The organism is Kitasatospora sp. NPDC054939 (assembly GCF_053610105.1).
On record NZ_JBSGXP010000233.1, the window covers coordinates 1 to 8,163 of the forward strand.

Annotated in this window: 5 protein-coding genes; 1 reads left to right on the forward strand and 4 read right to left on the reverse strand. The window is 74.3% G+C overall.

Annotation, left to right across the window (positions count from 1 at the left end):
- The 4 genes from ACWGB8_RS36940 to ACWGB8_RS36955 form a co-directional block, all read right to left on the reverse strand.
- A partial coding sequence (locus ACWGB8_RS36940) for a hypothetical protein (protein WP_452218040.1) occupies positions 1-650 on the reverse strand: 650 nt, incomplete at its 3' end.
- 94 nt (positions 651-744) lie between these two features.
- The gene (locus ACWGB8_RS36945; protein ID WP_452218041.1) at positions 745-945 is read right to left on the reverse strand and encodes an MbtH family protein; all 201 of its coding nucleotides are present in this window, start codon (positions 943-945) and stop codon (positions 745-747) included.
- Complete coding sequence (locus ACWGB8_RS36950) at positions 942-1,202, reverse strand: acyl carrier protein (RefSeq protein WP_452218042.1); 261 nt, start codon at positions 1,200-1,202, stop codon at positions 942-944. Before ACWGB8_RS36950 ends, ACWGB8_RS36945 begins: the two co-directional genes overlap by 4 nt.
- The gene (locus ACWGB8_RS36955) at positions 1,199-2,599 is read right to left on the reverse strand and encodes a class I adenylate-forming enzyme family protein (RefSeq protein WP_452218043.1); all 1,401 of its coding nucleotides are present in this window, start codon (positions 2,597-2,599) and stop codon (positions 1,199-1,201) included. Before ACWGB8_RS36955 ends, ACWGB8_RS36950 begins: the two co-directional genes overlap by 4 nt.
- A gap of 477 nt (positions 2,600-3,076) precedes the next feature.
- Here ACWGB8_RS36955 and ACWGB8_RS36960 point away from each other — a divergent pair.
- On the forward strand, positions 3,077-8,163 hold a 5,087-nt coding region (locus ACWGB8_RS36960), incomplete at its 3' end, for an amino acid adenylation domain-containing protein (RefSeq protein ID WP_452218044.1).

Here is an 8,163-nt window from a genome sequence, read left to right on the forward strand (position 1 = left end):
GCGCGGACCCGGGCGACCGCCGTGGCGGCGATCCGGTCGAGGGCGCCGGCGCCGGGCAGCTGGCGGGTGTTTAGGTTCCCGTCCGTGCTGCCGACCCGGCTCAGCACGGTGGTGGTCTCGACCGTGTAGCCGCCGGTCTCGGACTTGAAGGTGGCGCGCAGCCCGGCGTCCCCGAGCCCGATCCGGCGCACGTCGACCCGGGTGACGTTGATCCGCTGGCCGTCCGGGAGATCGTGGACGAAGGACTTGCAGTTCGCGGTCGCCCGGGCCAGGTGCCGGTAGACCTCCTGGGCGCGCTGGTGGCGGAAGCTGTTGAGGCTGTCCCAGACGAAGGAGCCGACCGGGTCGGCGAGCAGGGTGCTCGCACTGCCCGCGGTGCCCGGGACGGTCCCGTTGCCGAGGCGGTTGTTCAGGTCGACGAGGTCCCGGCAGGCCGCGTCGCCCGAGACGAAGGTGGCGCCGAGCGCCGGGCCGGGGGGCTCGGCGATGTAGCCGGGGACGAGGTCGGCCGGGGTGAGCAGGGCGGCCTTCAACTTCGCCTCGGGAAGCGGCTGGTGGCCGGCAGGGGCGGCGCTCGCCGTGGTGGCGCCGGCGCCGACGGCCGTCACGGTCGCCAGGGTCACCATCAGTCGGGACAGTGCGGATGCCATGGGGCACTCCTTGTCGTGAGGGGTGGTGAAGGGGGTGGAAGGTGCTGGACGGCGGTACCGAAGGGGGACGGTGCGGGGAGCTGCGGGGTGCGGCTCAGGCCTCGCGCAGGCTCAGCGGACGCAGGTCGGTCCAGTGCTCCTCGATCCAGTCGAGGCACTCCTGCCGTCCGTCGTCCTCGCGGACCACCGACCAGCCGGCCGGTACCTCGGCGAAGGACGGCCACAGCGAGTGCTGGCCCTCGTCGTTGCGCAGGACGCGGAACGTCCCGTCGGGGTCGTCGAACGGATTCGTCATGCCTCTCCCGGGGCCTGCGGCGGGCGCGCGCCGAGGACCTGTGTCAGGTAGCGGTGGATCCCGTCGATCGAGGTGAACAGCGCCATGTCCTCGAACTGCGGGTCGATGGCCAGGCCGTGCCGCTCCTCCAGGGCGTGCTGCAGGAGGACCAGCGTGAACGAGTCGATCACCAGCTCCCGGTCGTCCGGGAGGTCCTCGGGCAGGCCGAGGCTGGGATCGCCGGCCAGGATCGAGCGGATGTCGTCCTTGGTGATCAACGGGCTCCCCCGTGGTCGTGGCGCGCGGCTCCGGCCGCGGCGTGCATCAGCTCGCGGTCGCGGAGCAGCTTCCCGGTGGAGTTCCGGGGCAGCCGGCGGGCGAGGAAGAACTGCCGGGGGATCTTGACGGCGCTCAGCCGCTCCCGGCACCAGTGCGTCAACTCGTCGGCGCCGAGGCCGTCCTCGCCCGCCACGAAGGCCTCCACCGACGCGCCGAAGGTCACCACGGCCTCGGTGACCCGGGGGTGATCGAGCAGGGCGGCCTCGATCTCGGCGAGGTCGATCTTGAGCCCGCCGACCACCACCACCGAGTCGGCGCGGCCGAGCAGGCTGAGCACCCCGGTCCGCGGGTCCTGCGCGAACCGGTCGTAGGTGCGCAGCCAGCCGTCGGACCAGCGGTCGGTGTGCTCGCCGTGCAGGTACGGGCAGCGGTCGGTCCGGACGTACAGCTCCTCGCCGACCACCTCGGTCTCGGCGCCGGGCACCGGCCGGCCGATCGCGCCGGGTGCCCAGCGGCCGGTCGGGTCGCCCGCGACGAGCCCGTACTCGGTGAGCCCGTACACCTGGCCGATCGGGACGCCGAAGTGCTGCCGGAAGCGGTCGTGGGTGTCGGCGGGCATCCGTTCGCCGCCGGACACCGCCAGCCGCAGGTCGGGCAGCGCGGGCGGCCCGGACACCTGGGCGAGCAGGCCGAAGTGCAGCGGGGTGCCGTAGACGGCGTTCACCTCCGTGCGGGCCATCGTGCGCAGCACCTCGGCGGGCCGGAAGGTCGACGGGACGACCAGGGTGGCGCCCGCGTCCAGGGCGTGCAGCACCCCGGTGACCAGGCCCATGTTGTGCATCACCGAGTTGAGCAGCAGGACCCGCTCGCCGCGGCCCGGCAACCCCTCCAGGGCGTGGTGGCGGTCGAGTTCGGCGAGCACGGACTCCGGCGCGCGCCCGATCACCTTGGGGCGGCCGGTGGAGCCGGAGCTGAACTGCACCAGCCGCACGCCGTCCCCGGCGGGCCGGCCGTCGGGCAGGCGTCGCACCGAGAAGTCCGACTCCTGCCGGAAGCCGGCCACCGGCCCGCCCGCGCCGGAGGCCGTCACCAGGTACTCGGGCCGCAGCCGGGCCAGCAGCGGCTCGTACTCGGCGGGCGTCAGCCGGAAGTCGACGAGGATCACCTGCGCGTCGCAGCTCCACAGGGCCAGGAGCACCTGGAGGTAGGTGAAACTCGGCGTCATCCGCAGGACGACGGTGCTGCCACTGCCGATTCCGCGGTCGCGGAACTGCTGTCGGAGTACGGGGATCCGGGAGCGCAGCCGGGCACGGGTCACCGGGGCACTGGAAACGGCCCACAATTCGTCGTCGGCGCCCCGGCCGAGAATTCGCTCGCCCCACCATGTGTTCGCCATGTGTCGATTTCCTCTGGGTTCCGCCGGGGTTCCGCTGAAGGACACCGAAAGAGTGCACAGGAATTGGGTGTTCGGCATTCGGTGATCGTGAAGCTAACACGGCGTCCGGATAGCGGGCAAGGATCGCCGGGTGCTGTCAACGGCCGTACCCCGCCGACAGGTTCGCCCTGCCCGGGCGGGCCGCCGGCCTGGTGCGGAAGCCCGCCGTCCCGCCGGCGGGACGGCACACTGATCGTCTCCTTGACCCCCTCGGAAGCGGCGGGTTAGGTTGCAAACGATCTGCGGTCCGTGCCGCGCCCGTTCCGTCCGGGCCGTTCGCCGACCGCCTCTTCGCACCCGGCCGGCCGCCCGCTCCCCGGCGCCCGGACCGAGCGGCTCGGCCGCCCCTTTCCCGGGGCCCGCCCCGCGGCCGCAGCACAATTCCCGGAAATTCTCCGTGCAAGGGCCCGCGGGCCGAACCGATCGGAGGTGTCGGCGTTGTCCGACCACGAGGGCGTGGAACTTCCGCTGTCGGCGGCCCAGCGTGAGATCTGGCTCGCCGAACAACGGCTGGACGAGGGAAACCGGGTGTTCCGGGTCGCCGACTACCTGGAGATCCACGGCCCGGTGGCGACCGGGCCGTTCGAGGCGGCCCTGCGGCTGGTCGTCGCGGAGGCCGAGGCCCTGCACGTCCGCTTCGCCGTCCGCGGCGACGAACCCGTGCAGCGGCCCGTGCCGCCCGGCGACTGGATGCTCCGGACGGTCGACCTCTCCGCGGACCCCGACCCCGACGGGGCCGCCCGGGCCCTGCTGGCGGCCGAGGCGGCGCGTCCGATGGACCTCGCCCGGGGCCCGCTCTTCGACCACGTGCTGATCCGGCTGGCCGCGGACCGCCACCTCTGGTACCAGGGCTACCACCACATCGTGCTGGACGCCTTCGGCTCCCTGCTGATCGCCCGCCGCACGGCCGAGGTGTACACCGCGCTCGAAGCCGGCCGCCCGGTGCCGCCGCGCACCTTCGGCACCCTGGCCGACCTGCTCGACGGCGACGCCCGGTACCGCGCCTCCGAGCAGTTCGCGCTCGACCGCGCCCACTGGGCACGGCAGTTCGCCGACCGGCCGGAACCCGCCCGGTGGCTCGGCGAGCCCACCGGCACCCCCGAGACGTACCTGCGCGCCACCGCCGCCCTGCCCGGCGACACCCTGGACGGCCTGCGGGCGCTCGCCCGCCGTACCAGGGTGCCCTGGTCGCACCTGGTGATCGCCGCCGCGGCCATCCACCTGCACCGCACCACCGGCGCCCACGACGTGGTGTTCGGCCTGCCGACCACAGCCCGCGCCGACCAGACGCTGCGCCGCACCCCGGGCACGCTCGCCAACGTCCTGCCGCTGCGGCTCGCCCCGACGCCGGGGCTGACCCTCGGCGGGTTCCTCGCGCAGATCGGCGAACGGCTGCGGGACCTCGGGCGCCACCAGCGCTACCGCGGCGAGGACCTGCACCGCGACCTCGACCTGCCGGGCCGGCTCGGCACGTCCTTCGCCCCCGTCGTCAACATCATGTCCTTCGACTACGGGCTGACCTTCGCCGGCCACCGCACCACCCCGCACAACCTCTCCTCCGGCCTCGTCGGCGACCTCACCCTCGCCGTCTGGGACCGCCGCGACGGCAGCGGCCCCACCGTCGACCTCAACGCCCACCCCGAGCTCTGCACCGCCGACGAACTGGCCGACCGGCACGGCACGCTGCTCACCACCCTCCGGTCGCTGGCCGCGGCCGACCCCGGGCAGCCGATCGGCCGGATCGAGCTGCTGACGGCGGAGGAACGCGCCGACCTGCTCGACACCCCCGCGCCCGCCGCCGAACCCGGCCGGGTGCCGACCCTGGTGGAACTCTTCGAGGCGCGGGCGGCGGCCGACCCCGCCGCGCCGGCCGTCACCGCCGGCACGGACACGCTCGGCTACGGCGAGCTGAACGAGCGCGCCGACCGGCTCGCCCGCGGCCTGATCGCCTGCGGCGCCGGCCCCGAACGGATCGTGGCCATCGCCCTGCCGCGCTGCGCCGACCTGGTGGTGGCCGTGCTGGCGGTGCTCAAGTCCGGCGCCGCCTACCTGCCGCTGGACCCGGAGTACCCGCAGGCCCGCCTGGCGCACATGCTGGCGGACGCCCGGCCCGCCCTGCTGCTCACCGACCGGGCCACCGCACCCGCCGTCCCGGCCGGTGCGGACCTGCCCGTCCTGCTGCTCGACGACCCCGGCACCGCCGCCCTCGCCGCGCTCCCCGGCGGCGACCTCGCCGACGCGGAGCGCACCGCACCGCTCGCGGCCGACCACCCCGCGTACGTGATCTACACCTCCGGCTCCACCGGCCGCCCCAAGGGCGTGGTCGTCACCCACCGCAACGTCGTCCGGCTCTTCGACGAGACGCGCAAGTGGTTCGGTTTCGACCGGGACGACGTCTGGACGCTCTTCCACTCCTACGCCTTCGACTTCTCCGTCTGGGAGCTGTGGGGCGCCCTGCTGCACGGCGGCCGGCTGGTCGTCGTCCCGCACGAGGTGAGCCGGTCGCCGCGGGAGTTCCTCGCCCTGCTCGCCGACCAGGGCGTCACCGTGCTCAACCAGACCCCCTCCGCCTTCCACCAGCTAGACCAGGCCGAGCTGGAACAGCCCGACGTGGGACGGCGGTTGGCGCTGCGAACGGTGGTCTTCGGCGGCGAGGCGCTGCAACCGGCCCGGCTCGCCGACTGGTACCGCCGGCACCCCGACGACGCCCCGGTGCTGGTCAACATGTACGGCATCACCGAGACCACCGTGCACGTCACCCACCGCCCGCTCGATCGCGGGCACACCGCCGCCGGCGCCGCCGGCGTGATCGGCACCGCCGTCCCGGACCTGCGCACCTACGTCCTCGACGGCGCCCTGCGCCTGCTGCCGCCCGGCACGGTCGGTGAACTCTACGTCGCGGGCGCCGGGTTGGCCCGCGGCTACCTCGGTCGGCCCGGGCTGACCGCCCAGCGCTTCACCGCCGACCCGTACGCGGTCGAGCCGGGGGCCAGGATGTACCGCACCGGCGACCTGGCCCGCCGCCGCGCCGACGGCGAGCTGGAGTTCGCCGGCCGGGCCGACGACCAGGTGAAGGTGCGCGGCTTCCGGATCGAGCCCGGCGAGATCGAGGCCGCGCTCACCGGCCACCCCGACGTCGCCCAGGCCGCCGTCCTCGTCCGGGAGGACCGGCCCGGCGACCGCCGGCTCGTCGCCTACGCGGTGCCCGCGCCCGGAACGGACCTCCGGCCCGAGCAGCTACGGGAGTTCACCCGCGTGCGGCTGCCCGAGCACATGGTGCCCGCCGCCGTCGTGGTGCTGGAGCGGCTGCCGCTCACCCCGAACGGCAAGCTCGACCGGGCCGCCCTGCCCGCCCCCGACCCGGCCCTGCCTGGCGGCGGCCGCGACCCGCGCACCCCGCAGGAGCAGATCGTCTGCGAGCTGTTCGGGCAGGTCCTCGGCCTGCCGCGGGTCGGCGCGGACGCCGACTTCTTCGACCTCGGCGGGCACTCCCTGCTCGCCACCCGGCTCATCGGACGGATCCGGACGGCCTTCGGGGCGGAACTCCCGCTGCGCACCCTCTTCGAGGCACCCACCCCCGCGGGAATCGCCGCCCTGCTCGACACCGCGGCACCCGGCCGCATCCCGCTCACCCCGCGCGAACGCCCCGAGCACCTGCCGCTCTCCTTCGCGCAGCGCCGGCTCTGGTTCCTGCACCGGATGGACGGGCCGAGCGCCACCTACAACATCCCGCTGGTGGTCCGGCTCACCGGCGGCCCGCTCGACCCGGGAGCCCTGCACGCCGCCCTCGACGACGTGGCGGGCCGGCACGAGAGCCTGCGGACGGTGTTCGGCGAGCGCGACGGCACGCCGTACCAGCAGGTCCTGGACGCCGTCACGATCCCCTTCGAGCGGACGGACACCGATCCGGAGGCCCTGCCCGACCAGCTGTTGCGCGCCGCCCGGCACGGCTTCGACCTCGCCGCCGAACCGGGCCTGTGCGCCGCACTGTTCGCGCTCTCCGAGCAGGAACACGTCCTGCTGCTGGTGGTCCACCACATCGCGGCGGACGGCTGGTCGATGGGCCCGCTCGTCCGCGAGCTGACCACCGCCTATGCGGCGCGGTGTGCGGGTGCGGCGCCGCAGTGGGAGCCGTTGCCGGTGCAGTACGGGGACTACACGCTCTGGCAGCACGAGTTGCTGGGTGACCAGGAGGATCCGGGGAGTCTGTTCGCGCAGCAGTTGGCGTACTGGAAGGGTCGGTTGGCGGGGTTGCCGGAGCAGCTGGTGCTGCCGGCGGACCGGCCGCGTCCGGCGGTGATGTCGTACCGCGGGGACTACGTGCGGGTGGCGATCGACGCGGGTCTGCACGGGCGGTTGGCGGAGTTGGCGCGGGGGTCGGGGGCGAGCCTGTTCATGGTGCTTCAGGCGGGGTTGGCGGCGCTGCTGTCGCGGCTGGGTGCGGGGGAGGACGTGCCGCTGGGCAGTCCGATCGCGGGCCGTACGGACCAGGCGTTGGACGATCTGGTGGGGTTCTTCGTGAACTCGCTGGTGCTGCGTACCGACCTCTCCGGGGATCCGTCGTTCGAGGAGTTGGTGGGCCGGGTGCGGGAGACGGCGCTGGCGGCGTACGCGCACCAGGACGTGCCGTTCGAGTACCTGGTCGAGGTGCTCAACCCGACCCGCTCGCTGGCCCACCACCCGCTGTTCCAGGTGATGCTGGACCTACAGAGCGCGCCGCTGTCCGGCCCGGGGCTGCCCGGTCTCACCGCGGAAATCGGGCTCGGACGGACGGGCACGGCCAAGTTCGACCTCTTCCTCGGCCTCACCGAGCGGCACGACGCCCACGGCGCACCGGCGGGTATCGACGGTGTCCTGGAGTACGCCGACGACCTCTTCGAACCGGCCACCGTCACCGCGCTGTTCGAGCGCTGGGTGCGGCTGCTGGAGGCCGTCGTCGCCGACCCCGGGCAGTCGATCGGCGGCATCGAGCTGCTGAGCCCCGAGGAGCGGCACCGGGCCGTCGACGGCTGGAACGACACCGCTGTGCCCCTTCCCGCGGAGTCCCTGGCGGCGCTGTTCGAGGCCGCGGTCGGGGCTGCGCCGGATGCGCCGGCCGTCGTCGACGGTGAAACGGTGCTCACGTACGCGGAGTTGGACGCGCGGGCGAACGGTCTGGCGCGGGTGCTGGTGTCCCACGGCGTGGGGCCGGGTGCCGGGGTGGGGGTGCTGCTGGAGCGGTCGGCCGGTTCGGTGGTGGCGGTGCTGGCGATCGCCAAGGCGGGCGGGGTGTGCGTGCCGCTGGACACCCGCTGGCCGGTGGGACGGCAGCGGCTCGTCCTGGAGGACACCGGCACCCGGCTGGTGATCACCGACGGCGAGGCACCGCCCGGTGCCGCCGTGATCCGGCCGGGGGCCGAACCGGCGCCGACCCCGCCCGCCTACCGGGTCGGTCCGGGGGATGCGGCGTACGTGATGTACACCTCGGGGTCGACGGGGGTGCCGAAGGGGGTGGTGGTGACCCAGCGCAATGTGGTGGCGCTGGC

Bases quoted from the DNA above. Each gene is read 5' to 3' on its own strand.
- ACWGB8_RS36945 (WP_452218041.1), bottom strand. From the start codon at position 945: ATGACGAATCCGTTCGACGACCCCGACGGGACGTTCCGCGTCCTGCGC.
- ACWGB8_RS36955 (WP_452218043.1), bottom strand. From the start codon at position 2,599: ATGGCGAACACATGGTGGGGCGAGCGAATTCTCGGCCGGGGCGCCGAC.